This window comes from Gilliamella mensalis (assembly GCF_900103085.1).
Classification (GTDB): Bacteria; Pseudomonadota; Gammaproteobacteria; order Enterobacterales; family Orbaceae; genus Gilliamella; species Gilliamella mensalis.
Genome location: NZ_FMWR01000005.1, coordinates 1 through 26,094 on the forward strand (window position 1 = coordinate 1; position 26,094 = coordinate 26,094).

At 35.8% G+C, this 26,094-nt stretch carries 28 protein-coding genes; 4 read left to right on the forward strand and 24 right to left on the reverse strand.

Annotation, left to right across the window (positions count from 1 at the left end):
• Positions 1-82 precede the first annotated feature (82 nt).
• On the reverse strand, positions 83-898 hold the full coding sequence (gene murI, locus BQ5209_RS02475) for a glutamate racemase (RefSeq protein ID WP_085246998.1): 816 nt from the start codon (positions 896-898) through the stop codon (positions 83-85).
• A gap of 217 nt (positions 899-1,115) precedes the next feature.
• Between murI and metK the strand changes: the two genes are divergently transcribed.
• The 4 genes from metK to BQ5209_RS02495 all read left to right on the forward strand — a co-directional run bounded on the left by metK (position 1,116) and on the right by BQ5209_RS02495 (position 4,221).
• The gene (gene metK / locus BQ5209_RS02480) at positions 1,116-2,267 is read left to right on the forward strand and encodes a methionine adenosyltransferase (RefSeq protein WP_085246999.1); all 1,152 of its coding nucleotides are present in this window, start codon (positions 1,116-1,118) and stop codon (positions 2,265-2,267) included.
• A complete protein-coding gene (locus BQ5209_RS02485) occupies positions 2,251-2,754 on the forward strand; it encodes a SprT family zinc-dependent metalloprotease (protein ID WP_085247000.1) in 504 nt (167 codons plus the stop codon). Before metK ends, BQ5209_RS02485 begins: the two co-directional genes overlap by 17 nt.
• 199 nt (positions 2,755-2,953) lie before the next feature.
• Complete coding sequence (locus BQ5209_RS02490) at positions 2,954-3,379, forward strand: hypothetical protein (RefSeq protein WP_143421832.1); 426 nt, start codon at positions 2,954-2,956, stop codon at positions 3,377-3,379.
• Positions 3,379-4,221, forward strand: coding sequence for a 23S rRNA (adenine(2030)-N(6))-methyltransferase RlmJ (locus BQ5209_RS02495; RefSeq protein WP_085247002.1), 843 nt, complete (start codon positions 3,379-3,381; stop codon positions 4,219-4,221). Before BQ5209_RS02490 ends, BQ5209_RS02495 begins: the two co-directional genes overlap by 1 nt.
• 60 nt (positions 4,222-4,281) lie before the next feature.
• Here BQ5209_RS02495 and BQ5209_RS02500 read toward each other — a convergent pair whose 3' ends face one another.
• The 23 genes from BQ5209_RS02500 to BQ5209_RS02610 all read right to left on the reverse strand — a co-directional run bounded on the left by BQ5209_RS02500 (position 4,282) and on the right by BQ5209_RS02610 (position 26,014).
• Positions 4,282-4,650 carry a diacylglycerol kinase gene (locus BQ5209_RS02500; protein WP_085247003.1) on the reverse strand — a complete coding sequence of 123 codons (369 nt, stop codon included), beginning with the start codon at positions 4,648-4,650 and terminating at the stop codon, positions 4,282-4,284.
• A gap of 21 nt (positions 4,651-4,671) precedes the next feature.
• Entirely contained in the window at positions 4,672-5,631 is a 960-nt protein-coding gene (accA, locus tag BQ5209_RS02505; RefSeq protein WP_085247004.1) for an acetyl-CoA carboxylase carboxyl transferase subunit alpha, read from the reverse strand.
• Between the two features lie 195 nt (positions 5,632-5,826).
• Positions 5,827-9,306 carry a DNA polymerase III subunit alpha gene (dnaE, locus tag BQ5209_RS02510; protein ID WP_085247005.1) on the reverse strand — a complete coding sequence of 1,160 codons (3,480 nt, stop codon included), beginning with the start codon at positions 9,304-9,306 and terminating at the stop codon, positions 5,827-5,829.
• A 192-nt stretch (positions 9,307-9,498) separates the two neighbouring features.
• Complete coding sequence (gene fabF, locus BQ5209_RS02515) at positions 9,499-10,743, reverse strand: beta-ketoacyl-ACP synthase II (protein ID WP_085247006.1); 1,245 nt, start codon at positions 10,741-10,743, stop codon at positions 9,499-9,501.
• A 167-nt stretch (positions 10,744-10,910) separates the two neighbouring features.
• On the reverse strand, positions 10,911-11,144 hold the full coding sequence (gene acpP, locus BQ5209_RS02520; RefSeq protein WP_034910452.1) for an acyl carrier protein: 234 nt from the start codon (positions 11,142-11,144) through the stop codon (positions 10,911-10,913).
• 149 nt (positions 11,145-11,293) lie between these two features.
• On the reverse strand, positions 11,294-12,028 hold the full coding sequence (fabG, locus tag BQ5209_RS02525; protein WP_085247007.1) for a 3-oxoacyl-ACP reductase FabG: 735 nt from the start codon (positions 12,026-12,028) through the stop codon (positions 11,294-11,296).
• Positions 12,029-12,046: 18 nt separating this feature from the next.
• Positions 12,047-12,982 (reverse strand): ACP S-malonyltransferase, encoded by a 936-nt coding sequence (gene fabD / locus BQ5209_RS02530; protein ID WP_085247008.1) that lies wholly within the window; start codon positions 12,980-12,982, stop codon positions 12,047-12,049.
• Between the two features lie 36 nt (positions 12,983-13,018).
• Entirely contained in the window at positions 13,019-13,972 is a 954-nt protein-coding gene (locus tag BQ5209_RS02535; protein WP_085247009.1) for a beta-ketoacyl-ACP synthase III, read from the reverse strand.
• Between the two features lie 4 nt (positions 13,973-13,976).
• Positions 13,977-15,023, reverse strand: a complete 1,047-nt coding sequence (gene plsX, locus BQ5209_RS02540; RefSeq protein WP_085247010.1) for a phosphate acyltransferase PlsX — start codon at positions 15,021-15,023, stop codon at positions 13,977-13,979.
• A 33-nt stretch (positions 15,024-15,056) separates the two neighbouring features.
• Positions 15,057-15,224: a 50S ribosomal protein L32 gene (gene rpmF, locus BQ5209_RS02545; protein WP_025316508.1), complete on the reverse strand. Its 168-nt coding sequence runs from the start codon at positions 15,222-15,224 to the stop codon at positions 15,057-15,059.
• Between the two features lie 4 nt (positions 15,225-15,228).
• On the reverse strand, positions 15,229-15,738 hold the full coding sequence (yceD, locus tag BQ5209_RS02550) for a 23S rRNA accumulation protein YceD (RefSeq protein WP_085247011.1): 510 nt from the start codon (positions 15,736-15,738) through the stop codon (positions 15,229-15,231).
• 222 nt (positions 15,739-15,960) lie between these two features.
• A complete protein-coding gene (locus tag BQ5209_RS02555) occupies positions 15,961-17,880 on the reverse strand; it encodes a BglG family transcription antiterminator (protein ID WP_085247012.1) in 1,920 nt (639 codons plus the stop codon).
• A gap of 3 nt (positions 17,881-17,883) precedes the next feature.
• Complete coding sequence (gene dagF / locus BQ5209_RS02560) at positions 17,884-18,624, reverse strand: 2-dehydro-3-deoxy-phosphogluconate aldolase (protein WP_085247013.1); 741 nt, start codon at positions 18,622-18,624, stop codon at positions 17,884-17,886.
• Positions 18,624-19,763, reverse strand: coding sequence for a DgaE family pyridoxal phosphate-dependent ammonia lyase (locus tag BQ5209_RS02565; protein WP_085247014.1), 1,140 nt, complete (start codon positions 19,761-19,763; stop codon positions 18,624-18,626). The genes dagF and BQ5209_RS02565 overlap by 1 nt, the downstream gene beginning before the upstream one ends.
• Positions 19,741-20,895 (reverse strand): amidohydrolase/deacetylase family metallohydrolase, encoded by a 1,155-nt coding sequence (locus BQ5209_RS02570; RefSeq protein WP_085247015.1) that lies wholly within the window; start codon positions 20,893-20,895, stop codon positions 19,741-19,743. The genes BQ5209_RS02565 and BQ5209_RS02570 overlap by 23 nt, the downstream gene beginning before the upstream one ends.
• A gap of 51 nt (positions 20,896-20,946) precedes the next feature.
• On the reverse strand, positions 20,947-21,600 hold the full coding sequence (locus BQ5209_RS02575) for a DUF4310 family protein (RefSeq protein WP_085247016.1): 654 nt from the start codon (positions 21,598-21,600) through the stop codon (positions 20,947-20,949).
• Positions 21,601-21,615: 15 nt separating this feature from the next.
• Positions 21,616-22,368, reverse strand: a complete 753-nt coding sequence (locus BQ5209_RS02580; RefSeq protein ID WP_085247017.1) for a DUF4311 domain-containing protein — start codon at positions 22,366-22,368, stop codon at positions 21,616-21,618.
• Positions 22,369-22,388: 20 nt separating this feature from the next.
• On the reverse strand, positions 22,389-22,685 hold the full coding sequence (locus BQ5209_RS02585) for a DUF4312 family protein (RefSeq protein WP_085247018.1): 297 nt from the start codon (positions 22,683-22,685) through the stop codon (positions 22,389-22,391).
• A gap of 14 nt (positions 22,686-22,699) precedes the next feature.
• Positions 22,700-23,068 carry an SFCGS family glycine-rich protein gene (locus BQ5209_RS02590; RefSeq protein ID WP_085247019.1) on the reverse strand — a complete coding sequence of 123 codons (369 nt, stop codon included), beginning with the start codon at positions 23,066-23,068 and terminating at the stop codon, positions 22,700-22,702.
• A gap of 53 nt (positions 23,069-23,121) precedes the next feature.
• Positions 23,122-23,430: a hypothetical protein gene (locus tag BQ5209_RS02595; RefSeq protein WP_208609930.1), complete on the reverse strand. Its 309-nt coding sequence runs from the start codon at positions 23,428-23,430 to the stop codon at positions 23,122-23,124.
• Positions 23,431-23,829: 399 nt separating this feature from the next.
• The gene (locus BQ5209_RS02600; RefSeq protein WP_085247020.1) at positions 23,830-24,741 is read right to left on the reverse strand and encodes a TPM domain-containing protein; all 912 of its coding nucleotides are present in this window, start codon (positions 24,739-24,741) and stop codon (positions 23,830-23,832) included.
• Positions 24,742-24,749: 8 nt separating this feature from the next.
• Entirely contained in the window at positions 24,750-25,346 is a 597-nt protein-coding gene (locus BQ5209_RS02605) for a LemA family protein (RefSeq protein ID WP_085247021.1), read from the reverse strand.
• A 356-nt stretch (positions 25,347-25,702) separates the two neighbouring features.
• A complete protein-coding gene (locus BQ5209_RS02610) occupies positions 25,703-26,014 on the reverse strand; it encodes an antibiotic biosynthesis monooxygenase family protein (protein ID WP_085247022.1) in 312 nt (103 codons plus the stop codon).
• Positions 26,015-26,094 lie beyond the last annotated feature (80 nt).

Here is a 26,094-nt window from a genome sequence, read left to right on the forward strand (position 1 = left end):
GGATGCGCATTATAGGGACTTCTTTTTTTTTGGCAAGTAAAAAAGATAAAATACTTACTCGTTAGCGCAACATTCAAACACATTAAACTTTAATTAATTGATATTTATTAAGATTATAATCCGATAATTTTTTAATCAACTTTTCTACAGACTGGTTATAGTTTGTACTTAGCACAATATTTTCAGACGGATCTGAAGTTTTTTGTTTCAGATCGTATTTATCATTTAACAAATTATAAACCCTGGTTGCAATCGCATAACCTGAATCTATAAAGGTAGCTTGAGAAAAAATCATCTGTAATTCTTTTTTAATAAAAGGGTAATGCGTACAACCAAGCACAATTGTATCGGGGACTGTTTGTAATTCAAGCCAAGGTTGCATTAATTCTTTTAGTTGTTGCATATCTACAGTAATACCCTGTAATTTATTTTCAGCTATAAGTGCTAATTCAGAAAGGCCTAACAATTGAACACTACAATTTGCTGCAAATTGCTGAATTAAATTGGTTGTATAGGTTCGCTCTATTGTAGCTTTGGTTGCTAATAACCCTATACATTTGTTTTTAGTAAGTAAGCTAGCTGGTTTAATAGCCGGTACAACACCAATAATAGGAAAAGAAAATTTAGAACGTAAGCTAGGTAAACAGACAGTACTAGCCGTATTGCAGGCAATAACCGCTAAATCAATTGTATAAAATTTAGTAATAGTTTCTATGACTGAATTGACTCTATTAATTAAAAACTCTGCTGATTTATCTCCATAAGGAAACAGTTCATTATCAAATGCATAGATATAGTGTGCATTAGGCACTTTATTATAGATTTCATTATAAACAGTTAATCCACCAATACCTGAATCAAACACTAACACCGACGGAGATTGTCTTACAATATTCATTTTTAGTTATAGGTTATTAGATAATAAATTAGAAACGCGCAATATCGTAAATTGATTAAAAATTAATGCAAGCAATTTTGTGTTAGGGAAGACTGGCTTTTTTAGTAATAAATTATTAAAATAGACGTCTAGATGGTAAAACTGCTAAAATTAAAGATCTTAAACTATAGTATTGTAGTTCAAGCATTGCATTCAATAAGTTAAAAGGGGATATATTATGTCAGAATTTTTATTTACTTCAGAGTCCGTTTCAGAAGGACATCCAGATAAAATCGCCGATCAAATATCTGATGCTGTGCTTGATGCTATTTTAAAACAAGATCCAAAAGCACGAGTCGCATGTGAAACTTATGTAAAAACAGGTATGGCTTTAGTTGGTGGTGAAATCACAACTTCAGCTTGGGTAGATATTGAGGAATTAACAAGAAAAACCATTAATGATATTGGTTATACCAGTTCAGAAATGGGATTTGATGCAAATTCATGTGCGGTGCTTAATGCTATTGGCAAGCAATCTCCTGACATTAATCAAGGCGTCGATCGAAAAGATCCACTGGAACAAGGTGCAGGCGATCAAGGTATAATGTTTGGTTATGCGACCAATGAAATGCCAAACTTTATGCCTGCAGCCATAAGTTATGCGCATGATTTAATGCGTCGCCAAGCAGAAGTCAGAAAAAATGGTACACTTCCTTGGTTAAGACCCGATGCAAAAAGCCAAGTCACATTAATTTACCAAGACGGTCAAATAAAAGGGGTTGATACTATCGTTTTATCTACTCAGCATTCAGAAGCCATTGACCAAAAAGCATTACATGAAGCTGTTATGGAAGAAATCATTAAACCTACATTACCAACCGAATGGTTAACGTCAAGGACTAAATACTTTATTAATCCAACTGGACGCTTTGTTATTGGTGGCCCTATGGGAGATTGTGGGTTAACTGGCCGCAAAATTATTGTAGATACTTATGGCGGAGCCGCGCGTCATGGAGGTGGAGCTTTTTCAGGAAAAGATCCATCAAAAGTTGACCGTTCAGCAGCTTATGCTGCACGCTATGTAGCAAAAAATATTGTTGCAGCTGGACTTGCTGACAGATGTGAATTACAGATATCTTATGCAATTGGTATTGCCAATCCTACATCAATTTATGTTAATACTTTTGGTACTGAAAAAATCGATCACCATAAAATTGTTACACTTATCAAAGAATTTTTTGATTTAAGACCTTATGGATTGATTCAGATGCTTGACCTTATTCAGCCAATTTACCAACAAACTGCAAGTTACGGTCATTTTGGGCGAGATATCTTCCCTTGGGAAAAAACCGATAAAGCAGCACTACTTCGCGATGCAGCTGGACTATAAACGCATACCAATTTATTTACATAATCAGGTAATGGCTTGTTTAAGAACTCACTTAATACAAGCCAATCAACTTCTACATACTCAATATACAGAACCTAAAATCATCTATAAACCGAAAGGGAGCATTGCGGGCAGTGCATTTTTAGTACGTTGGGAAATTCAACTTAATTCAATTATGTTACTAGAGAATGGTATGCATTTTATTGAGGAAGTGGTACCTCATGAATTAGCCCATCTAATTGTTTTTAAAGAATTTGGAAAAGTAAAGCCACATGGTAAACAATGGCAATATATTATGTCAGAAATATTAGGCAAAATCCCAACGACCACTCATCGTTTTACAGTACACCGCAATACTTATTTATACTACTGCAAGTGTCAACAACATCACCTAACATCCATAAGACATAATAAAATTCAAAATAATAAAACTAGTTATTTATGCCGTAAATGCGATACTATACTCAAACTTAAAAACACTACTTGATATTAAGATATACATGTGTAAATTAGATTATCATTTTTACAAAAGTTCCTTATCGATTATTATTCTTGGTATTACTCTTTATATTATAGGTAATTTTTTTATACCTTTATATAATGGACTTACTGTCACACTTATTGAACATGTTCAATCACTCTTTTTATTATTTATGTGCGGCTATACTTACTGTTATGCAAAAAAAATGGCTGAACATTCAAATCTATATAAATTTTGGATTTGGACAATATTTTGGTGGTTGATGCTTTTTGGTCGGGGAATTAGTTGGGGGCGAGACTTTTTTCCTGAAGTACCTCGTTTTTATTATAAAATTATTGCTAGTTTTTTAATATTACTTCCAATACTCACTATATTTTTACCTACAATTCGCCAAGAAATTGTTCGTCGCTATAAATTTGAAAAAATTCCAGTGTGGCATATATTTTTGGCTTTTTTATTCTTAGGTATAGCTGATATTGCAGAACACCACCGTATTGGCCATCAATTCTTAGTTATAACAAGGGAACGAAAAGATTTAATAGAAGAATTAATGGAGATCCCCTGCCTTCTTTGTTTAGCTTTAACGACCTTCTATATGCAAAAAAATGAACAAAAGAAGGAGAATTTATAATGTTAAGCTATCGTCATAGTTATCATGCAGGTAATCATGCGGATGTATTAAAACATATTGTTTTAACATTCTGTATTGAATCATTAAAAGAAAAAGAAAAACCTTTTTTATATTTAGATACACATTCAGGCGCAGGTCGATACCTATTAAAAAGTGAACATGCTGCAAAAACAGGTGAATATTTATCAGGAATTAATTTGATTTGGCAACAATCTAATATCCCTGCATTGTTAAATACCTATATATCGATACTAAAAAGATATAATCCTTTTGAAGAATTAAAATATTATCCTGGCTCACCATTAATTGCCAAGCAATTATTACGTGAGCAAGACAAGCTCAATCTTACTGAATTACATCCAACTGATTATCCTTTATTAAGGCAAGAGTTTAGTAAAGATAAACGAACAAAAATTTTACGTGAAGATGGCTTTTCTCAATTAAAATCGAAGTTACCACCAGATTCACGCCGTGGGATAATATTGATCGATCCTTCCTATGAAATAAAGGACGATTATCAAACAATTCCTACAGCACTGTTTGAAGCCTATAAGCGTTTTGCAACTGGTGTCTATTTAATTTGGTATCCTGTTGTGTCTCGCAGCCAAACACAAAAAATGATTGATGGCATTGTGAATTTAGGTATTAAACGAATTTCACAGTTTGAGCTAGCAATAAAACCAGATAACAATCAAAAAGGCATGACCGCATCAGGAATGATAGTAATTAATCCACCATGGAAATTACATGAACAAATGCATGCAGTTATGCCATGGCTAAAAACAACGTTAGATACAGAAAAAACCGGAAATTACATAATTAAAGAACTCGTTTCTGAATAGTTTTTTATTAGTTATCTATTGTCACAAAGATTCTAAAAAAATCTATGTCTAAGTAAAAAATTATGAGAAAAAGTGACAAGAAAATAGATAGATCCACAGGGTAATAGTCAATAATAACGACAAAAATACAGCAGCTGAACCATAATCCTTCGCTCGGCCAGATAGCTCATGTCTTTCATGGCCGATACGATCAACCACACACTCGATTGCACTATTAATTAACTCGGTAATCATCACAACACCGATCGAACCAAGTAACAAAATACGTTCATAAATAGAAAAATCGACTAGCATTACAATGATATAAGCCACACCTAATACAATTAACTCCTGACGAAATGCAGTTTCATGTTTGATCGCTGATTTTAAGCCTTTTAAAGAGTATTTTATCGCATTAAAGATACGTAGTAATCCTGTCGATTTTTTCATTATAACATTCCAAATTTAAAGTTACCTGACATAACCATAGTTCATCAAACGTTGAAATCTTCTTTCTAGTAATACAGATAAATCCATGCTTTCAAGTTCGTCAAGATCACTCAGTAGCTGTGTTTTAAGTGAAACAGATATAGCTGTATAATCTCGGTGAGCACCACCAAGTGGCTCTGACACAATTGAATCTATCAAATTTAATTTTAATAAATTATCTGCGGTCATATTCATAGCTTCAGCGGCAACGGGTGCTTTGTCAGCACTTTTCCATAAAATAGAAGCACAACCTTCCGGTGAGATAACAGAATAAGTACTATATTGAAGCATATTAACTTTATCTGCTACACCAATAGCAAGCGCTCCCCCAGATCCACCTTCACCAATGACTGTACAAATGGTGGGCACTTTAAGGCGTGACATTTCTCTTAAATTACGAGCAATAGCCTCTGCTTGACCCCGTTCTTCAGCACCGATACCTGGGTAAGCTCCGGGAGTATCAATAAAAGTAATGATAGGCAATTTAAAACGTTCGGCTAATTGCATTAATCGTAAAGCTTTACGATAACCCTCTGGAGCCGGCATACCAAAGTTTCGATAAATTTTCTGTTTTGTTTCACGTCCTTTTTGATGTCCAATAACTACTACAGCTCGTCCATCAATACGAGCTATTCCACCAACAATTGCTTTATCATCGGCATAAGCTCGATCCCCAGCTAATTCATCAAAATCAGTGAAAATCTCTTTTATATAATCCAATGTATAAGGACGATTTGGATGTCTAGCTAATTGCGCAATTTCCCAAGGAGTTAAATTAGCAAATATTTTTTTTGTTAATTCACGACTTTTTTTATGTAATAGCTTAATCTCTTTATCTAAATTAATATCTAATTCAACTTGTTGTGAATCAATATTCTTTAAGGAATTAATTTTTGCTTCTAATTCCGCTATCGGCTTTTCAAATTCCAAAAAATTGTTCATAACGCTTGTAATTGCCTCTTAATTTATTTGGTATTTTAAAAAAATACACTCTTTAATATAGTATACTGACTAATTTTTAAGATAAAATTAAATCAATTCTACTATGTAATACTCATTAAAGTCACCTATATTTATATCATTAGACTTCAACGATTCCAATATTTTGCCACTTGCATTTACTAGAAGTAGCTTTATTTATTCAAACTCAAATTCGATACGATCAATACCAAGTAGTGTTTTTAATTCAATAATTAAAGCATCTTCTGGAATAACTCTCCATGTCGTGCCAAATCGAATCCTAACAACTGAATCATCTCGATGATAATATAAGTTAACAGGTACACTACCATGCCGATAAGGTTCAAACAGTTGTTGTAAACGTTGTAATATTGATTGATTTGTTTCACTTTCAGTTAAAGTAATCGACAATCCTTTCACATATTTAGCTCGAGCATCTTTTAGATCAACAATATCACGCACAGATATTTTAAAACCACCGTTAAAATCGTCATGACTCACTTGACCTGTAACAATCAATATTTTATCTTTTATAAGTAAATGCCCAAAATTTTCTAAAGACTCAGCAAAAAGCATACCATCGATCCGACCTGAACGATCGTCCAAGGTGAACAAACCAATTTTTTTTCCTTTTTTAGTAATTCGTACCCGAGCATCAGCAACAATACCTGCAAAAGTGACCATCTTCCCCCAACCTGTTGGAGAGGCCTCACTAATTCGTAGTCCACCTGTATAACGATTTAATTCTTTTAAATATTGTGTTACTGGATGTCCTGTTAAATAAAGTCCTAAGGCCTCACGTTCCCCATCAAGCAAAACTTGATCAGGTAATTCAGGAACTGCAGCATAAGCATGCTCAACTTGTTCTGGTTCTTCAGCTAAAACGCCAAACATATCTTCTTGACCAATATTTTGAGCTTTAGCATATTGATCTGCTGCCAACATTGCATCATTGATGCTATGTAAAATAGCTGCCCGATGTGGACCTAATTTATCAAAGGCACCTGCCATAGTAAGTTTTTCAAGTACTCGACGATTAATCTTCTTCATATCTGTTCGAGCACAAAGTTCGAAAATATTTTTGAAATATCCACCACTGTTACGAGCTTCAACAATTGCCTCAATAGGACCCTCGCCAACACCTTTTATAGCCCCAATACCATAAACAATCTCACCTTTATCATTTACATGAAAGTGATACAGACCGCTATTAATATCTGGAGGATTGACTTTTAATCCCATCCGTAAGCATTCATCAACCAAACCGACAATTTTATCGGTATTATCCATATCGGCGGTCATAACTGCAGCCATAAATTCGGCAGGATAGTGAGTTTTTAGCCATAATGTTTGATAAGAAACAAGCGCATAAGCGGCCGAATGAGATTTATTAAAGCCATATCCAGCAAATTTTTCAACCAGATCAAATATTCGCATCGACAGCTCACCATCAATACCTTGTTTTTCAGCGCCATCTTTAAAAACAGAACGTTGCTTTGCCATCTCTTCGGGTTTTTTCTTACCCATAGCTCGACGTAGTAAATCAGCTCCACCCAACGTATAACCTGATAGGGTCTGTGCGATTTGCATCACTTGTTCTTGATATAAAATAATACCATACGTTGGTTCTAAAATAGGTTTTAATGAGTCATGTTGGTACTTAATATCAGGATAAGAGACCTCTTCTCGTCCATGTTTTCGGTCAATAAAATTATCCACCATACCTGATTGTAGGGGACCTGGACGAAATAATGCAACTAAAGCGATCATGTCCTCAAAACAGTCGGGCTTTAGACGTCTTATTAAATCTTTCATACCACGGGATTCAAGTTGGAACACCGCTGTAGTTTCAGCTTTTAATAATAATTCAAAAGATTTTTCATCATCTAAAGGAATTCGGGTAATATCGACTTTTTCGCTACCCTCTCGCAGCTGACGTTCATTAATCATTTTGATTGCCCAATCAATAATGGTTAATGTCCGTAATCCCAAAAAGTCAAACTTTACAAGACCTGCATATTCAACATCATTTTTATCAAACTGAGTAACCGGATGATGTCCTTCTGGATCACAATAAATTGGAGAAAAATCAGTTATCTTAGTAGGTGAAATCACAACACCACCGGCATGCTTACCAGCATTTCGGGTTACACCTTCCAATTGCCGTGCAATGTCGATTAATGATTTGACTTCTTCATTATTATCATATAACTCTTGTAACTGAGGCTCAATTTCAAAAGCTTTGGCTAATGTCATACCTGGATCTAAAGGTATTAATTTTGAAATACGATCGACAAACCCATAAGGATGCCCAAGCACTCTTCCAACATCTCGAATGACCGCTTTAGCTGCCATAGTACCAAAGGTAATAATCTGGGAAACAGCATCGCGACCATACATATCAGCCACATGATCAATAACCAGATCGCGTTTTTCCATACAGAAATCAACATCAAAGTCGGGCATTGAAACACGTTCTGGATTTAAAAAACGTTCAAAAAGTAAATCAAACGCAAGTGGATCTAAATCGGTAATTTTTAAAGCATATGCAACTAGCGAACCAGCACCAGAGCCTCGTCCTGGACCAACTGGAATATCATTATCTTTCGACCATTGTATAAACTCCATAACAATCAAAAAGTAACCAGGAAAGCCCATTTGGTTAATTACAGTTAATTCGGTTTCTAGACGCTCATCATATTCAGGTCGTCTTTGCTTTCTAACTTCTGGATCAGGAAATAAAAACGCTAGTCTTTCTTCTAATCCTTCGCGTGATTTATGCACTAAAAAGTCTTCAGTTGACATATCGCCGGTTGGAAATTTAGGTAAAAAATATTCACCCAATCGAATGGAAACATTACAGCGTTTTGCTATTTCAACACTATTTTCAAGCGCTTCAGGAATATCAGAAAATAGTTCGCACATTTCCTGTTCTGTTCGTAGATATTGCTCTGCCGAATAGTTTTTAGGTCTGGAAGGATCTTCTAGCGTATTACCATCATGAATAGCAACACGAATCTCGTGAGCATCAAAATCAGAAGATTTCAAAAATCGAACATCGTTAGTTGCAACAACGGGTAACAAATATTGCTCAGCCAAATTCACAGCACGATGAATAAATAACTCTTCATTGGCTCGTCTAGTCCGTACTAACTCAAAATAAAAATGCTCATTAAAGTTTTCAAGGTAAAAATTAATAGCATTATCAATGATAATTTGATTATTGCGAACAATACCGATACCAATATCGCTTTCTCGCCCTGCTAATACAATTAATCCAGCTCGATGTTCAACTAACCACTCATTATCAACAACAGGTAAATTACCAAGATATCCTCGCTGATAGGCTTTAGAAATCAATAAAGTAAGATTTTGATATCCTTGATTATTAGCAGCTAAAAGCGTTAACCGATAAATATCATCAGGCATTTGAGAACTTCTAATAGCAAGATCTGCACCTATGATCGGTTTAATACCTTTTGACATTGCAGAACCATAAAACTTAACCAGTCCACAAAGATTGGTAAAATCTGTGATCGCAAAAGCTGGCATCTGTAACTTGCTCACTTCATTTACTAATGCGCCAACTTTAGCAATTCCATCAACCATCGAGAAATCACTATGCAAATGAAGATGAATAAATTTAGGTTCCGCCATAATTACCAGAAATGAAACTATAAAGTTAGTTTGAGATTATAACACAAGCAAGAGGAATATTCTTATTCTCTTTAGTTGTAAGTTCTAATTGAGCTGAAATGATAGAGGTCATTTTCATTATAAAATTTATAAGTGAAAAATCATCGACTAAAGATATTCCGCCAATAGTATCTATTGGCGAATAACAAGAAATTAAATTTTCTTAAACAACACTGAACCATTGGTTCCACCGAAACCGAAAGAATTACAAAGTGCGTATTGTAAATTCTTCACTTGACGTGCTGTATGCGGAACATAATCAAGATCACAGCCCTCATCAGGATTATCAAGGTTAATTGTTGGTGGAACTGCTTGATCACGCAGTGCAAGTACAGTGAAAATAGACTCAACAGCGCCAGCAGCACCCAATAAATGCCCTATCATTGATTTAGTTGAACTAACCATAACTTTGTTGGCATTTTCTTTAAAAATACTTTTTACCGCTTGGGTTTCTGCTTTATCACCGGCTGGTGTTGATGTACCATGAGCATTGATATACCCCACTTGCTCAGGATTAATGCCTGCATCACGAAGTGCACATTGCATTGCTAAGGCCGCACCACTACCATCAGCTGGAGGTGAAGTCATATGATAAGCATCGCCACTCATACCAAATCCAACCAGTTCAGCGTAAATTTTAGCGCCACGCTTTTTAGCATGTTCATATTCTTCTAAGAACATGATTCCCGCACCATCACCAAGCACAAAACCATCACGATCTTTATCCCAAGGTCGACTTGCTGCTTTAGGATTACTGTTGTTGGTTGATAAGGCTCGAGCGGCACCAAAGCCACCAATTCCAAGTGGAGTACTGGCTTTTTCGCCACCACCAGCTAACATCGCATCAGCATCACCATAAGCAATCATACGCGCTGCATGACCAATATTATGTACACCGGAAGAACATGCTGTTGCAATAGTAATACTCGGTCCTTTTAATCCATAAATAATGGATAAGTGACCTGCAATCATATTAACAATTGTTGAGGGTACAAAAAAAGGACTAATTTTACGTGGCCCACCATTGACTAATGCACTGTGGTTTTCTTCAATCAATCCAAGCCCGCCAATACCTGAACCTATGGCACAACCAATTCGTTCTGCATTTTCTGCCGTGATCTCAATGCCAGCATCTTGCATTGCTTGCATACCCGCAGCTATGCCGTATTGGATAAAATAATCCATTTTACGTGCATCTTTGCGTGAAATATTATAATCTTCGCCATTAAAGTTTTTAACCATCGCTGCGAAGTGCGTTGCGAAAGGGGCTGTATCAAAGTGTTCTATGAGTTCAACACCACTTTGTCCAGCTAACAAAGCTTGCCAAGTGGATTCAACTGTATTACCTACAGGAGATATCATGCCCATCCCAGTAACAACAACTCTGCGTTTAGACACATTGTCCTCCAGGAAATGATTGAAATGAAATTTGAATCATTGAAAATTTTTAATTTGAGTTTTCTATCACTTTATATTTATGCACGTTTTCCTTTAATTTAAAAATTAAAGACACAAATACAAACTAGGCGATCATCTGACCGCCTATTATGAAAACTCTGCTAACCTTATTGATTTGCAGTAATATAATCAATTGCTGATTGAACAGTTGTGATTTTTTCAGCTTCTTCATCAGGAATTTCGGTATCAAATTCTTCTTCTAAAGCCATAACTAATTCAACTGTATCAAGAGAGTCAGCGCCAAGATCTTCAATAAAAGAAGATTCATTTTTAACTTCTTCCTCTTTTACACCAAGTTGCTCAACAATAATTTTCTTAACTCGCTCTTCAATAGTGCTCATACTCTTTTTTTTCCTATAAAATCGCCGAAAGTGGCGGTGAATTTAAGTTTATAAAATGTTGAAAAAGATGCCAATCATTTTTCAACCCGATTGCTTATTTTTTATTCAAACCATCATGGTATTGGCTCATTTTACACTATTCTAGCCAATTACACCATATACATGCCACCATTGACATGTAAAGTTTCACCCGTAATGTAAGATGCTTCATCAGAAACCAAAAAGGCAACAGCATTAGCAATTTCCACCGGTTCACCTAAACGCCCAGCAGGCACTTGTGCCAATGTTAACGCTTTTTGTTCCTCGGTTAATGCATCAGTCATATCAGTTGCAATAAAACCAGGGGCAACGACATTAACAGTAATACCTCGTGAGGCCACTTCGCGAGCTAATGATTTACTAAAACCAATTAATCCTGCTTTCGCTGCCGCATAGTTAGATTGACCAGCATTACCCATTGTACCCACTACTGAACCAATAGTTACAATTCTGCCATAACGTTTTTTCATCATTGTGCGCATTAATGCTTTAGATAAGCGGAATACTGATGTTAAATTAGTATCTAAAATATCTTGCCATTCCTCTTCTTTCATTCGCATTAACAAATTATCACGTGTAATACCTGCATTGTTGACTAGAATGTCAATGTCGCCAAATTCGTTTTTTATTGCATGAATAACAGATTCGATTGATGCTTCATCTGTTACATTTAAAGCAAAACCTTTGCCATTTGAGCCTAAGTATTGACTGATAGCCTCCGCACCTTTTTCTGTTGTTGCCGTACCAATAACCGTTGCACCACAAGCAACTAATTTTTCTGCAATTGCTTTACCAATCCCACGGCTTGCACCGGTAACTAAAGCAATTTTTCCTGATAGGTTCATAACTACCTCTTTTATCTTTTACTTTGTGTTTTCTAATGCTATGTCTAATGATGCTTTATCATTAACCGCCAAACCAGAAAGTGTATCAACAATACGTTTAGTTAAGCCAGTTAACACTTTCCCTGGTCCCATTTCAACTAAAAGTGTTACCTCTTGTTTTGCCATGTATTCAACAGTTTCTGTCCAACGTACAGGACTATAAAGCTGAGAAATTAATGCCGTTTTAATTTTTTCGGCAGAGGTTTCAACTTTCACATCAACATTATTAATAACTGCAAACTTTGGCGTACTAAATTCAATGTCATTTAATGTCGTTGCTAATTTATCGGCTGCTGGTTTCATTAATGCACAGTGTGATGGCACGCTGACAGCGAGTGGTAATGCACGTTTTGCGCCTGCTTCTTTACATAATGCACCTGCACGTTCAACGGCTTCTTTATTACCTGCAATAACAACTTGACCTGGTGAATTAAAATTTACTGGGGCAACAATTTGACCTTGGGCTGCTTGTTCACATGCTTTGCTAATCGATTCGTTATCTAACCCAATAATGGCATACATTGCCCCCGTACCGCTTGGGACGGCTTCCTGCATTAGTTTTCCACGTAATTCGACTAATTTAATTGCATCTTTAAAATCAATCACACCGGCACAAACTAATGCTGAATATTCGCCCAAACTATGACCTGCCATAAAATCGGGTTGAACACCATTCACACTTTGCCACACTCTAAATATTGCAACAGACGAAGCAAGTAGTGCGGGTTGTGTTTGCCATGTTTTATTTAATTCTTCTGTTGGACCTTTTTGTACTAAATCCCACAAATCATAACCGAGTACTTCAGAAGCTTCATCAAAAGTAGATTTTACAATCGGAAAATTATCAGCAAGATCTTTTAACATGCCGACAACTTGTGAGCCTTGTCCTGGAAATACCATTGCAAATTTGGTCATTATTTAAATCCTTGATCATTAAAAATACATCATAAACTAAAATCTAACTAACGCAGAACCCCAAACAAATCCACCACCAAAGGCTTCTAATAAGATTAGGTGACCACGTTGAATTCGCCCATCTCTCACGCCAGCATCTAAAGCACAAGGCACAGAAGCGGCAGAGGTATTGCCCTGCTTATCTAATGTGACAATAACTTTGCTCATATCCATATCTAGGCGTTTTGCAGTTGCGGAAATAATTCTTAAATTAGCTTGATGTGGTACTAACCAATCTAAATCTGCTTTGTTAAGCGCATTCTCAGTTAAAAGCTCGTCAACCAAATTTGACAGCTCTTTCACTGCCACTTTAAAAACTTCATTACCATGCATAGTCATATAAACAGGATCATTCATATCACGACGATCAACATATGGGTATTTCAATAAGTCACCATAACGACCATCAGCATGAAGATGTGAAGCAATAATACCTGGTTCTTCTGATGCGCCAACAATAACTGCTCCTGCACCATCGCCAAAAATGATAATAGTCCCTCGGTCATTTGGATCAACACCACGGGTTAACATGTCTGAACCAACAACTAAGGCATATTTAATTACGCCACTTTTAATATATTTATCGGCAATATCAAGCGCATACACAAATCCCGAGCAAGCAGCGGATACATCAAATGCAACAACATCACCAATACCTAATTTGGCTTGTAATTCTGTAGCTGAACTTGGAAATGCATTGACCGACGTTGCCGTTGCAACAATGATCATACCGATTTCTTCTTTATCGATATTGGCCATTTCAATTGCATTTAAAGCAGCTTGATAAGCCATACTTGTTACTGTTTCATTTGGCTCTGCAATTCTTCTTTCTTTGATACCTGTACGTGTTGTGATCCATTCATCACTAGTATCGACCATTTTTTCAAGATCTGCATTAGTTCTTATCTGTTTTGGAAGATAACTTCCTGTTCCTAATATCTTTGTATACATCTAATTATTCGCTCTTGGGTAGTGCGGAAGAAAGGCTGGTTGCAATCTTCTCAGGTATATTTGTTTGTATAGCCAAAATAGCTTGTTCAATTGCTGCAAAAAATGATTTTGGATTGGCACTACCATGACTTTTGATCACAATACTTCGGAGTCCAAGCAAACAAGCACCATTATATCGCCCAGGTTCCAGATAACCAAAATTTTTTGAGAACTTTCTCTGTAACCATTTACTTAAAATTTTAATTAATAATGAATTATTACCAAAAGACAATTTACAGGAAGACATGAAAATTTTAACTAAGCCTTCTACTGTTTTTAACGTCACATTGCCAACAAAACCATCACAGACTAATACATCTGTTTTACCGGTTAACAGCTCATTACCTTCTAAATAGCCAATGTAGTTAATCTGATCATTCGATTTTAAAATAGAAGCAGCGGTACGTATTTTATCCAATCCTTTGATGTCTTCTTCGCCTATATTAAGCAATGCAACTCGAGGATTCTCAATTTTTAGTACGGTTTTAGATAATATCTCACCCATTATAGCAAATTGTACTAGCATATCACTGTCACATTCAGCATTAGCACCTAAATCTAATACAACTGTACTTTGGTTATTTAATGCAGGAATAGTAGCAACTAATGCTGGGCGATCAATACCGGTTAAAGAGTGCAATAGAAGTTTAGACAACCCCATCAGTGCACCGGTATTACCAGCACTTACACAGGCTTGAGCATTGTTATTTTTAACTAGTTCAAGCGCAATTCTCATTGACGAACCTTGGCTATGGCGAATTGCATAGGCAGGCTTCATATCATTAGCAATAACCGTAGTCGATTCGGTCAAAATTAACCGCCTCTTTTGTTGATATTGAGAGACAAGTTTTGCATTTTCTTTTGACAAAAAAAGACTCATTTCTGATGGATCGCCCACCAGAAAAATAGAAAGGTTTGGATAACAATTTAGCGCTTGTATTGCAGCAGGAACAACAACACGAGGACCGAAGTCCCCACTCATAGCATCTAACGCAATGGTTAGATTATCCAAAATGTCACCTGAGGATTTCTAATTAGGTAATAATTATTTAGAAATCACTTTACGACCACGATAATAACCATCTGCGGTTACATGATGACGTAAATGTGTTTTACCTGATTCATCAACTGAGATATTAGCAACTGTTAATGCATCATGAGAACGACGCATACCACGTTTTGCACGAGTTTTACGATTCTGTTGAACAGCCATGGATTTACCCCTTATTCTTTAAACTAACTAAAATTGCAAATGGATTCGGTTTTTCATTCTCACTTGGAATGTCACCAAATACCATATCAGCCTCTGACACTTCGCAGTGTTTACTATCATGTACCGGCGCAATTGGTAACGAGAGAATGATTTCGTCCTCAAGTAACGCTAATATATCTACTTCGCCAAACTCGTTCATAAGAACGGGCTCATAATGTTCCGGTAGTGCCTCTGCTTGAGCATCGCTCTTAACAGGACTAAATTTATTCATCACATGAACTTCTGTGATAAAAGGTTTAAAACAACGTTGGCAAATCAGTTCTAACGTTATTTTTGCATCAATTGTAATAACACAAAGCCGCTGCTCATCAAACTTAAAAGATAAGCTGCACTCAATATCACTTTGTGGACTTTCAACCCTAGCTACACTTTTAGCTGGATAATATCCAACATAATCAAGCCTTTTTTGTGCTGCTTTAATTGGGTCAATTGTTAATGGCAATTTATTTTGCATAAAATATGCATGCTACCTTAAAGTTACTCTTATGTTCCTTCTTAAAAAGAACACAATACATAAGGCGCGCATATTACCTTTAAATAAGGTTTTCGTCAATGCCAGATAATAATATAATTTGATTTAAATATTGGCTATTACCTTATTATTTTTAAATTTATGTAATTTTATTATTATAAAAGAGTTTTACCTAGCGATGTATTTTCATATTTTATGATCATACTATGACAATCGCCCAAAACTATCCTTAACAATAGCGCGAAAATCATCAAATGTTTTACTATTTAATAAACGTTTAGTTGCTCTTTCCTTGACAAAATTGACAAATAAATTATAGATTTTCATGGTATCTTCATATTCATCCTTACTAATTGCTAGCAAAAAAATAACATGTGCAATTTTATTCTTATTCCATGCAATACCTTGTGGTACCAAAATGGTTGCTACCATTGTTTTTTTTGCTAATAAACCAACAGTGTGAGGGATCGCGATGTTTTCACCTAACAATGTTGACACGATAGTTTCTCGCTCAATAACTGAAGGATAAAAATCCTGTTCGACATAACCTGATTGCTCAAGTCTTTGGCAAACTTTTTTTAAAAGCTCCTTTTGTGTAACAGGCTTATCGATAATAAGAAAAAACTTCTCATCAAAAAATCTCTCAATAATATAAGGCATAGTTCTATCGATCATTGCCAACCGCCCCAATTGTTCAAGCTGATAAGGTGTAGGAAATGGTGAAATTTTGACTATTTGTTTATTTTTTTCTGTTAAACGAACGGTTGAAACAACAAAATCTTCTTCAATATTTACCAGCTGTTCATATTCACGGTAAGAAAGAGTTCGATTTATTTTAATATGCGGAAAATCCCGTTTAATTTTTGATTCAATCATACGCAAAGCGGCATTACCAAGCTCGCTAACAAGTAAAATTTGCGCATATCTTTCATGTCCAGCATTATAATTACGCTCTAGTGCCACGCCGATATGTACCGCTAAGTAACTAATTTCATCTTCTGTCATTTTTGATTCAGTATACATTTCGGTATTAGCTAGCGCAGATAATGTAATATCATAAGCAAAAGGATAATATTGTTTAATTTCATATAATAAAGGATTAGTTGTTCTAATTTGATATTTAATCCTTGATAACATTGAAGAAATATGGATTAGCATATCTTGGTATAATTTTTCATCATCCCATAAATTATAGTGATAAGAATCATTTATATAAGATAAAATATGATTAACCAATGCCAAACTTTTTGCTTGATTAGGTGAATCCATAATTGTTCGTGAGGCAATTTGCACACACAAATAGTTAAATTCGGCATCAGAAAGCACACTACCCAAAAAGTAAGAAAAACCTTCCGAAATTTCACGAGCAGCACTAATAATCGTCGTATTTATTTTATCGACTTGATATTCAAGGAGTTCATAACCTTGAGTAATTCTAGTTATAGAAACCGCACAACTGTAAAGTAAATACCCTTGCCCTTCAGCATTTAATTTTAATTCAAAACGTTCAAATTGGTTTTGTAAAATACGCTCAAGATATTTTAGATCGATATCATTCAAAATAGTTTGTCTAAGTCTATCTACCGTTATAGTATCTTCGACCATATGACGTCGCCATAGAATATCAGTTAAACTTGCCCGAATAGATGATTCTTCACCAACTAACCGCATTCCATAATAGGGACGATTTTCGAGTGATAAATTATATTTATCTAAGTACTGCTTAACTTCAATAACATCATTTTGTAAAGTACTACGACTTAAAAACCACTTTTCTGCTATATCATCTAATTTAACAGGATTTGTTTGCGTTAAAAAAGCAATCAATAAGGCAGAAACTCGCTCTTTACTTGTTCGTGGGACCTGCTCTATTGGTGGTGTAATTGGTAATGTTGCATAACAATTAGGATCAGATACCACAAGTTGATAACCTATATTCTTGGTATATTCAACTTGGGCACCATAATCATATAAAATATCGTTAAGTGCTGAAATATCAGTCCGAATTGTTCGTGTAGACACAGAAAAACGATTGGCTAGCTCTTGCTGAGGTAGTGTTTCATTTTTTATCGTATCAAATAGATACGCTAATCGCTGATAAGAAAAAAGCACTTTAGATGACATATCTTATCCTACTAATTTTTGGGTAATTGATAAAAGCTGTTTGACATCACTGATTCTCGTCTCGCCAGTCGTTTTATCAATAATAGAACTATAAATATGAGGAATGATTTTTTTCACACCTGCGTCTAAAGCAATTTTTAAAATATCCTCGTAGTTATCTAAATCGATCCCACCGGTAGGCTCAAGATAAAAATTGTTTTCTGCGCAACATCTAGCAACATACTCAAATTCATCCTGATGCTTTAATCCCCCCATAGGAAAATATTTTATTGAGCTTCCTCCCATATCTTTTAATAAAGCAATTGCCGTTTCAACTGGTACAATCGCGGCCGGTGATTTAGCACTTAGCGGTCCTGTTGCAATATTAACTAAACCAACTTTCCCTGTTGGCGAAACTAATCCGTTAACAACTGTTTCGTTTTGCCCTAATAAAGCTCTACTTGTAGCGACACCAGTAAAAACTTGATTAACATGTTGTGGTTGAAGTACAGCAGAAATTTCAGACACCATTATTGATTGATTTGGATCACCAGCCCCCAGACCAACTGAAATCGCATTATCGATCGCTAACGCATATTTTTTCATATCAGAAATAGCAGAGGCATTATCGGGATAATTTTTAGATAAAACACCAACAACAACATGTGTTTTTGCTGCCTCATAAATAGCTTTAGCATTATCAATAGAATTAGCCAATACGTTTAAACAAACACGGCCATTGTAATAATTGGGAGTCAGTTGCATTATTTTATTCCTTGAATAATATTTTTAATTTTGTTGTAAATAATATCGAGTTGAGCTGATGTCACACTACGCACATCGGCATCAACTTTGCCTTCATTGGCTTTATATTCTCTGAAGTAAACTGCAATTTCGCCTTGTTTCATCAGATCCACCATTTCGATTGCAGTTTTACCTATCACGCTAGCATCAAACGCTATTTCTGCACGTGCGATATCACGCCCTGCGCCATCCCAAACGACGTTGGCCGATATTCCATCAAGTTCATTTAACTTTTCAATAAATGATGTCATTTTACCTACCATTTGCTGTCCTGTTTCTTTCTGTGGTTCGGTAAGATAAAGCTCAATTGCTTTAGTTAAACCTAAAATCCCCTCTTTACCAACTTTCATTGATCGTCCAATACCTTGCGACTGCATTTTTACCCATCCAACAGCTTTTTGACGACCAATAACTAAACCACTGGTTGGCCCTTCAATCGCTTTGGCTCCGCTATAAATAACTAAATCAGCGCCTTGTTGATAATATGTTTGCAAATCTTCTTCAGCAGCAGCATCAACAATTAATGGAATTTTGTGTTTTTGAGCAATACAGACAGCTTGCGCAATTGATAGCATACTTTTTTGCACACAATGATGGGATTTAACATATAAAATAGCCGCTGTATCTGGATTAATTAAAGATTCAATATGTTCTGGTTTACATTCATTAGCATAACCCGCTTCAACCACAATACCACCACCTAGTGAAACCATCGTACTAATCGGTGCACCAAAATTAACGTTATGACCTTTAGGGATAATAATTTCTCGAGGGACATATTTATCTGACGAATGTAAGTTAAATAGCAGATCATAGTCATCCTTGACAATTATTCCTGCAACGGCTTGAGCAATGCCAGCCGAAGCACAAGATACAACAACCGCATTTTCTACGTTGAGTAATTTAGCGATATATTGTCCCGTTTTATCAACTAAGTCTTTAATTTCAAAATACTCATTTAAACCATGCAATACTGTTTCTGCCACTTCTGATCTTGGCGTCGAAACACCTAAAATAGTCATACGGCCCGAAGCATTAATCACTTTTTTCAAGTGATATTTACTATATATATCTTTTTCAGTTTGAGATTTTAAGCCCATTTTTACTACCTTCTTCTGTTATTCCAATACACACAGTATGTTCTTTACTCCCAGTTACAACACATGCCAAAGGAACAAACTGCTCATGACTTTGACGAACTTCACCTTCTGAATCCGATAACGAAACTGTTTCTTGTTTGATATCAAAAATAGTGAGATCTGCATCATAACCAATGGATAATTTACCTTTATTTTCAAGATGCAAAATTTGTGCTGCATTTTTTGTAACACTATCAATAATTCGCTCCCTGCTATAACCTAAACAAATAAACTTGGTCATAACATTTGCTAGACTAAATACTGGCCCTTGAATACGGTTCTTAGAATATATATCGGAACTAATTGTAGTTGGATAAATATCAAGTAATTTTGCCCTTTCAGCAACAGCAAAACTGAAACTCTCACCACCATGACCAATATCTAAAATTACGCCTCGCTTAATAGCCCGCCGGATTGAATCGCGAAGATTATTTTCTTTATCAAAAATTCGATTCGGCTTACCATTAAAACAATGAGTGATGATGTCTCCTTTTGTTAACATATCGGCAATATCATCAAGCTCTGGCGGATTATTTCCCACATGAATCATTAAAGGTAATCCACTCTTTTTTTGCATATCTTTGGCTTTGACCAACGGTAATATTCCATTTTCACCAACCACACTACGACTCATTCTCACTTTTATTCCAATAATAAAATGAGAATATTTGGCTAACATTGTGTCGAATAAAGGCACATCAATATCACGCATATCGGCAAGTTCGCTTTGTCGTATCAGCCCTATTTTCGAGATATTTAAAAAGGAATAAACATGAGTGTTGGCTTGTTGCGCTAATTGATAAAATTCATCAATATCAAGCGCACCAACGCTACCGGCATCAACTACCGAGGTGACACCAGCCTTAGTGCCGATCAAATCAGGTGCATCGTAATAAATAGGTGAACGAGCAAAGCAATGAGTGTGAGAATCAATCCATCCAGCACTAATGTAGTGTTTAGCATGTAAATCTAAAATCTGTTGTGATTGTTCTGTAATGTTCTTACTAATCTCAACAATCTTGCCTAAATGAACTGCAATATCAACGATCGATTCGTCAATTAATTTTGCTTTCTTTATCACTAAATCATACATAATTAAATCCAAATCCTCTGTAATTTAGGCAATGACAAAGGAGTATTAAAATCACGCAATTGGGAAGATCCCACCAAAAATCATTGCACCTAATATTGCACCACCAGTGATAGGCTTTTTCCATACATAAAAGATAAGCGCACCAAGTAATGAGCCAATACCAATTGGAATTGAGGCAACCATCGCCGATAAAATAATCATTGGTCCTAAAAATCTTCCCGATGTATTACCCGCCCCCATCATGACATCAGCCCCAAATGTTGAGCCACCGCCACTATTTAGCGTAAATTTACGAATAATAATAATAATAAACCCAATCAATACACCTAAAACAAGACCGGTTACCAACGCAGCAAAAAAGTTTTCGACAGGTAATGTGTAACCGCCCGCTAAAAGCAATGCAGGAACGCCTAAACCAATACCAGTTTGTAAGGCACCACCAATATCTAATATACCGACTAACGACCCTTCAATGACTCGAGCAAATAAAAAGCTCGCCCCAAAAGCAGCCACTGCACCATAATCGCCTGTTGTCATTCCTGATTTAAGCATGGCGACAAAAGCAATTTCATTAAATGCACCAATACCATAAACATAAAAAGTATGCGTCCCAGCAAAAATCCCAGCAGATAATAATCCACAGATAATAGGGAATGACCAATCGGCATACCAAAAGCTCTTATTAATGGTTGTTTCTGTATTCATAACGTGTTCCCTATACTATTTAAACCAATAAGATAGACCATCTCTAAAAGAGTTAATCATCTTCATATCAAAGCCACGGAAATATCCGCTCATGACAAATAAGATAATAACGGCAACCAACATGATCTTCATCACACGATTCCAACCACTATCATCCACACCTTTGCCTATCAAAATACCTAATACAAGTCCTGGTACAGCATTCCCCATAATTAACTGTGCAAGCCCGCCAAATAGTGTTCCCCAAAAGCCACTTCTTCGCCCAGCGTCTAACGCAGCTAACCAAAAGATAACCGGCATGACAGTTGCTACAAGTAAATTGGCAGCAGGAACGAGTACTTTAGTTGCTGTAATCTTCAAGGAATCGGGGATTGCTGAGGTTGTGGTATTTAAAAATAGCACAACAAGTACACCAATAATTGTGCACACAGATGCCATTTTTTTCGGTTCATGTAACGTTTCGGTAATATTACGATTTTTTACCATCAGTAACGCTGCCCCCCAATTTGGAATGATACGATGATCAACATCTTGAGTAAAAGAACCAGCTGCAACAGATGAAGCCCAAGCATTAAAGAAAAATCCGAGGCCAAAAGAAAAATGCGCAGCAGGATCCCCTTCGCAAGAATTAAGCTCACCTAATGTGCGAAATGCTCCCATACCTTGATATGTTGGTGCATGAAACATGCGAGCAGCACCGGTACCGACCCCAAAACCACAAAGCCCACCGATAACAATAGACTTCAATGCAATAATTAAGATTTCCATAACTTTCCTTTTCCGTTATGTTATTTAGAGCTAAATTCAATTTCACTTAGATCAATAAAAATGACATCAACAGATACAGCGAGCGTAACTTCATAAAATGCTTTTTTCCTTGGCAAAAAGATAAACAAAAACCGCTCAGTGGTTATCTTTTCTATTGCTGATACAACCTGAATATCAATCGGTTCAATACGTAACATAATATTATGTGTATTTTTAAGTACCTCTTTTTGAACCTGACTTAGTGCTGCCGCAAATGCCCTTTGTTTAGAATCACCAAGGCCTTTTACTTTTACGGTCATCTGCTGAGTTTTTTTCATTCTTATCTTCCATTTTATGAACGTGGATATTTTTTCAAAAAAGCTTTTGCAACACGTTGCCCAAGCTCTTCTGTATCCATAAAACCAAAGCCAAGGACTTTACACCCCTCATTAATTGCCGTTTCACCTTCTTCGATAGATCGCATACCATGACGTTGTGGATAGCCATATTTATTTTGTGCTGTAATCGCGCCAGCACCACCGCTACCACAAAAAGAAAGTCCTAAATCCGCATTTTCTTTATTCATCACATCACCCAACTTCATATCAGCTGCCATACCAGGAATAACAATAGCACGGCACCCTTCCACAGAATTAATGCCATTTGCTATTTTCTGTCCTTTTCCCATTCTATCGCCAATGACAATAACTACTTCAGTCATAATGTTTCTCCTATTTAATTTTCATTTTAGAATGTCTAGTATTTGTTTTAGTTTTAGTTTGCCTTAGCGACTTCATAATGCACCGCTAATAAATAAGCCTCTTCCATTGGTAAATTATTGAATAATTCTATTGTTTTACGTGCCAATAATAATGATTCTTCCGAAATTTCATCAAAAAGCATCGGATCGACTTTGGGAAGCTTTTCTAAATTTTTTGCTCTTTCTACCATAGCTTTAATGTGGGAATACAACATCGCCTTTTGGACATCATTTTGAAAAATGTGACATTCAGCTAGCCAATCATTAATTATTTCAATAGTTTGCTTAGTAACTAATTCTAGATCCAGATTATCTTCGATCATACGAAACTTCATTTGGTTCATAATCTATGTACATATTATTGTTTTAGGATGATTTAAGCCTAAATGAAATGAGAACCAATTTGGATAGAGACTTTTTCCATCAACAACAGGAAATTTGTTATAAAGGTAGGAAAATACAGTAATAGGCAGGCTTTGTTATTCTTAAATTGATAAGTTATAAATTTAATTTATGTTCACTTTTGTGATTTAGATCATAAAATAAGCTAAAGTTAGCTTTCCACTTAAAAGCACGCCTAGCCTAAGATTGACTGGGAAAATCTATTTATCCTTCAATTAAAAGCTCTAAAAACCGACAAAAACTTAAATAAAATCAATATTTTTTCTGACTGCTTTTTAGTCGTTAATATTTAACTAGATGTTGTGATAGGATTAATTGTATTACCAACTACCGGATGCCCCCCCACCTCCACTGCGACCTCCTCCGCCACCGCTAAAGCCACCAGATCCACCACCGAAGCCACCACCTGATCCACCAAAACCGCCACCACCACGGCGGTTACTGCCGCCACCGCGACCACCTCTAGCAGTTAAAATGCCGCTTATCATGGTGCTGACAACGAAAGCTAAAAATAACAGAGGTAATGCGATATGTACTGGGTAACCTTGCCATAAAGTAAATCCACCAATAGACAGTCCGTTGAGTAAACCTGTTCCTAAACTTCGTTTGGCACTAACTTTGGTGATAAATAGACTGGTTAGTAAAAAACAGATAAAAAATGATACTAGTCCATAGTTAATTAGTTTGGAACCAAAGTCCCCCGCCAATAAAGTATTGAGATTTTGGTCCTGAGTATCATCGTCTTTTGGGTTAGAATCATCAATTTTTTGTTTCAGTACCAACAATGCATTGTCAATACCTTGATAATAGTTATTTTTCTGAAACTGTGGAGCTAATTGTTCGCGAATAATATGGCTAGCAACTAAATCGGTAATGGTTCCTTCAAGTCCATAACCAACTTCAATGCGCATACGTTTGTCATCTTTTACTATCAGTAATAAGATGCCATTATCTTGCCCTTTTTCACCGATTTTCCATTGAATAAAGACTCTATCTGCGTATTGTTCTATGGTTTCATTATCAAGCTTAGCGATCATTAAAACCGCTATTTGTTTCCCGTCTGTCTGTGATTTTTCATAATCACTCAAATTTGCTTCAAGTGTGCTTAATTGTGACGATGTTAATGTATTAGTCGTGTCAATCACTCGATGTTTGAATGCGGGAATATCAGTTAGCCCATAACTGAGCCAACTAATTATGAACAATATGCTACATAGAAAATATTTTTTCACGATAATAATTATCCAAAATTCACTGCGGGAGGATTAGACATTTGCTTTTCATCATCTACCGTAAATTGCTGTTTTGGTTGTTTTCCTAAGCTATCAGCAATCCATTTAGTCGGTAACTTACGGATATAGATATTAAATGTTTGTACCGCTTCGATATATCGCCCGCGCGCAACAGTAATGCGATTTTCAGTACCTTCAAGCTGACTCATTAAATCTTGATAAAGGGTGTTGGCTTTCAGTTCTGGATAGTTTTCACTTACTGCGATTAAGCGACTTAATGCTGAACTCAATTCTGATTGTGCTTGTTGGAATTTTGAGAATGTAGCTGGGTTAGTTAGCTGATCAGCATTAATCTGAATCGATCCGACTTTTGCTCTAGCTTCAGTTACTTGGATTAAAACTTCTTTTTCGTGTGTGGTGTAACCTTTTACGGTATTAACTAAATTAGGGACTAAATCAGCTCTACGCTTGTATTGATTGAGTACTTCAGACCATGCGGCCACTACCTTTTCGTCCTTTGTTTGGATGCCATTGTAACTTGTAAAATAGATAAACGCCCCAATAACAACTAACACTACAATGATTAATAACGATTTGATTTTCATCCGTACGCCTGAAATTGTTGTTTATTTTACGAACAGTTTAAGAAAAGGGGAATGTTCCTGTCAAGAAATATAAAAACCTTTACACACTTGTGCTTGGCTATATTTTATTAACTAGAAATTAGTCAGAAAAGGCATTGATTTTATTGGAGTTTTTATTTTGGCATTTTAAAATAAAATCAACTATTTATATAATAAATCCGACATTTACTGCTAGATTTTAGGCACCTTTGTTATTGTCATATCGGTGTCCAAATCAATTTATTATTGCTCACAAAACTTAGTTGGACTGACTGAATAAATGATAAATAGCTAAATTAGCTTTTTTGCATTTATGTCAAACTTGATATCTGAATTTATTATAATATAACGTCAAAACATTCTAATTGTGCCGACTCAAAATAAATATCACTGTTATTTGGTCGGTTATTCGTATTACGGTGGGTATGCTTAAAGTGTTCAGAATTAACCCAAGCTTCAAAATCAGCTTTAGATTGCCACTCAGTAAATGAAGAAAATAGTGTATAATTTTCTTCTGTTTTTCCTTGTAAAAAGTAAAAACGGTTAAACCCTTTCATTTCTTTCAGATGGCTATCACGATTTCGCCATATTTCAATAAATGTATCTTCGCTACCCCGTTTAATTTTAAAACGGTTCATTACAATGTACATACCAATCTCCTTTTATAGTTTTATAACATGACATAAAAAAATAGCACGCATGGCGTGCTATTTGTAAATTAAACCGAATG

Bases quoted from the DNA above. Each gene is read 5' to 3' on its own strand.
- acpP (WP_034910452.1), bottom strand. From the start codon at position 11,144: ATGAGCACTATTGAAGAGCGAGTTAAGAAAATTATTGTTGAGCAACTT.
- fabD (WP_085247008.1), bottom strand. From the start codon at position 12,982: ATGACCAAATTTGCAATGGTATTTCCAGGACAAGGCTCACAAGTTGTC.
- accA (WP_085247004.1), bottom strand. From the start codon at position 5,631: ATGAACAATTTTTTGGAATTTGAAAAGCCGATAGCGGAATTAGAAGCA.
- BQ5209_RS02500 (WP_085247003.1), bottom strand. From the start codon at position 4,650: ATGAAAAAATCGACAGGATTACTACGTATCTTTAATGCGATAAAATAC.
- BQ5209_RS02595 (WP_208609930.1), bottom strand. From the start codon at position 23,430: ATGATCGAAGATAATCTGGATCTAGAATTAGTTACTAAGCAAACTATT.
- dnaE (WP_085247005.1), bottom strand. From the start codon at position 9,306: ATGGCGGAACCTAAATTTATTCATCTTCATTTGCATAGTGATTTCTCG.
- fabG (WP_085247007.1), bottom strand. From the start codon at position 12,028: ATGAACCTATCAGGAAAAATTGCTTTAGTTACCGGTGCAAGCCGTGGG.
- metK (WP_085246999.1), top strand. From the start codon at position 1,116: ATGTCAGAATTTTTATTTACTTCAGAGTCCGTTTCAGAAGGACATCCA.
- BQ5209_RS02570 (WP_085247015.1), bottom strand. From the start codon at position 20,895: ATGTATGATTTAGTGATAAAGAAAGCAAAATTAATTGACGAATCGATC.
- BQ5209_RS02580 (WP_085247017.1), bottom strand. From the start codon at position 22,368: ATGGAAATCTTAATTATTGCATTGAAGTCTATTGTTATCGGTGGGCTT.
- BQ5209_RS02495 (WP_085247002.1), top strand. From the start codon at position 3,379: ATGTTAAGCTATCGTCATAGTTATCATGCAGGTAATCATGCGGATGTA.
- BQ5209_RS02565 (WP_085247014.1), bottom strand. From the start codon at position 19,763: ATGGGCTTAAAATCTCAAACTGAAAAAGATATATATAGTAAATATCAC.
- BQ5209_RS02585 (WP_085247018.1), bottom strand. From the start codon at position 22,685: ATGAAAAAAACTCAGCAGATGACCGTAAAAGTAAAAGGCCTTGGTGAT.
- BQ5209_RS02605 (WP_085247021.1), bottom strand. From the start codon at position 25,346: ATGAAAATCAAATCGTTATTAATCATTGTAGTGTTAGTTGTTATTGGG.
- yceD (WP_085247011.1), bottom strand. From the start codon at position 15,738: ATGCAAAATAAATTGCCATTAACAATTGACCCAATTAAAGCAGCACAA.
- BQ5209_RS02535 (WP_085247009.1), bottom strand. From the start codon at position 13,972: ATGTATACAAAGATATTAGGAACAGGAAGTTATCTTCCAAAACAGATA.
- BQ5209_RS02555 (WP_085247012.1), bottom strand. From the start codon at position 17,880: ATGTCATCTAAAGTGCTTTTTTCTTATCAGCGATTAGCGTATCTATTT.
- dagF (WP_085247013.1), bottom strand. From the start codon at position 18,624: ATGCAACTGACTCCCAATTATTACAATGGCCGTGTTTGTTTAAACGTA.
- BQ5209_RS02575 (WP_085247016.1), bottom strand. From the start codon at position 21,600: ATGAATACAGAAACAACCATTAATAAGAGCTTTTGGTATGCCGATTGG.
- murI (WP_085246998.1), bottom strand. From the start codon at position 898: ATGAATATTGTAAGACAATCTCCGTCGGTGTTAGTGTTTGATTCAGGT.
- BQ5209_RS02590 (WP_085247019.1), bottom strand. From the start codon at position 23,068: ATGACTGAAGTAGTTATTGTCATTGGCGATAGAATGGGAAAAGGACAG.
- BQ5209_RS02490 (WP_143421832.1), top strand. From the start codon at position 2,954: ATGGCTGAACATTCAAATCTATATAAATTTTGGATTTGGACAATATTT.
- rpmF (WP_025316508.1), bottom strand. From the start codon at position 15,224: ATGGCTGTTCAACAGAATCGTAAAACTCGTGCAAAACGTGGTATGCGT.
- BQ5209_RS02485 (WP_085247000.1), top strand. From the start codon at position 2,251: ATGCAGCTGGACTATAAACGCATACCAATTTATTTACATAATCAGGTA.
- BQ5209_RS02610 (WP_085247022.1), bottom strand. From the start codon at position 26,014: ATGTACATTGTAATGAACCGTTTTAAAATTAAACGGGGTAGCGAAGAT.